The sequence below is a fragment of the Neisseria sp. P0021.S005 genome (genome assembly GCF_051956955.1).
In genome coordinates, this window is sequence record NZ_JBQCWY010000654.1 from 1 (window position 1) to 1719 (window position 1719).

The following is a 1719-nucleotide window of genomic DNA, read 5'->3' on the forward strand; positions in this document are numbered from 1 at the left end:
AAATCCGCCAACTTGAGCGGCAAATGCAACAACGCCTGTTCACACTTTACCGCTTCTATCACGACGAAGTCGGCAGCGACAGCACATGGATGCCCAAAGCCTTCAAACAAGATCCGTTTGACAGCGAGTTGCTCAAACATTACGGCATCCGTACCGGTACCGGCGCAACCGCAGGCGCACTCATCGGCCTAGGTTTGGATATTGCCACGCTTGGCGGCTCGCTTGGTTTGGGTACCGCTATCGGCGGACTATTGGGCGGTATTTTGCCCAATGCCCAAGACATCACCGACAAAATCAACGGCCGACAAACCCTGCATATCGATCCGGAAACCCTTACCCTACTCGCCGCACGCGCACTGGATTTGTTGCACGTTTTGCAAACGCGCGGCCATGCGGCTCAATCGCATATTGAACTAAAAGAACGCAAAGCGCCATGGAATGCGGCCAAATTGCCAAGCGAACTCAACAAAGCGCGCAGCAACCGTAAATGGTCTTCGCTCAACACACACCAGCCCGAAGCCAGCCGTAACGAACGCGCGGCCTATGTCGCCACTTTAAGCGAAAAATTAAAAGCTTAGCATTGCCATATAACAAAAAGGCCGTCTGAAACCCAAATGTTTCAGACGGCCTTTTAATCTTAGCAGGCAAATACTTATTCGGCAGCTTTGGTTTCGCGTTTCAAACCGCCGCCAAGTGCTTTATACAAGTCGGCAAGATTTTCCAAACGGGTCAGCTGATTAGCCAAAAGAGCAGTTTCTGCACTGTAATTGCTACGCTCGGCATCCAGCAAATCCAATGCGCTGGATACACCATGTTTGTAGCGCAGGCTGATGAGGCGCAGGCTGTCGTTGTAGGCGCGGCTTTGTTTGCTCAAAGCGTCATAGCTTTTATCCAGCTGTTCGCGTGCAATCAACGCATTGGAAACGTCTTTGAATGCAGATTGAACAGCGGCTTCATAAGCAACGATTTGTGCCTGTTGGCGCAGTTTGGCTACGTCAAGATTGGCTTTGTTTGTGCCCCAGTCAAAGATAGGCAGGGTGATGGACGGTGCAAAAGCCCAAATACCTGTGCCGCTCTTAAACAGGCCGCTCAACTCGCCGGAAGCGGTACCGACCGAACCGGTCAGGCTGATGCGCGGGAAAAACGCCGCACGTGCCGCACCGATATTGGCATTAGCTTGTCTGAGCGCGTGTTCGGCCGCACGGATATCTGGACGGTTGAGCAACACGTCCGAACTCAAACCGGCAGGCAGTTTGGTCATTTTGAACTGCTTGCTCAAAGGCAGACCGGCAGGCAAGTCTTCGGGTAAAGGTTGATTAATCAACATAGCCAAAGAATTGCGCGCTTGCTCGCGGTTCTTTACCGCGGATGCGTAATCAGCTTTGGCCGATTCGATCAGCGCTTCCTGTTGGCGCAAATCAACGGCGGAAATCACGCCGGCCTTATGGCGCAATTGCGAGAGCTTGTAAGTCGCTTCACGGGTTTGCAACACGCGTTGTGCCAATGCCATAGATTCCTCAGCGTAGCGTTCGTTAAAGTAGGCTTTGGCGACGGTAGAAATCAAGGTCAGATGGGCGGCATCTCGATTGGCAGCCACATTAAAATAACCTTGCAACGCGGCTTCGCTGGTGCTGCGGACACGGCCGAAGAGGTCAAGCTCATAAGAGGCTGCGCCCAAACCCACGCTGTATTGGCTGCTAACGCTGCCGCCACTCAAAC

The 1719-nt window shown here is 52.9% G+C and carries 2 protein-coding genes; one reads left to right on the forward strand and one right to left on the reverse strand.

Annotated features, from left to right (window positions below; all coding sequences use genetic code 11):
- Positions 1 to 578 (forward strand): DUF3482 domain-containing protein (locus ACTHUE_RS17960; protein ID WP_440424097.1); only part of this gene is annotated, 578 nt, incomplete at its 5' end.
- Positions 579 to 652: 74 nt separating this feature from the next.
- Here ACTHUE_RS17960 and ACTHUE_RS17965 read toward each other — a convergent pair.
- Positions 653 to 1719 (reverse strand): efflux transporter outer membrane subunit (locus ACTHUE_RS17965; RefSeq protein ID WP_440424098.1); only part of this gene is annotated, 1067 nt, incomplete at its 5' end.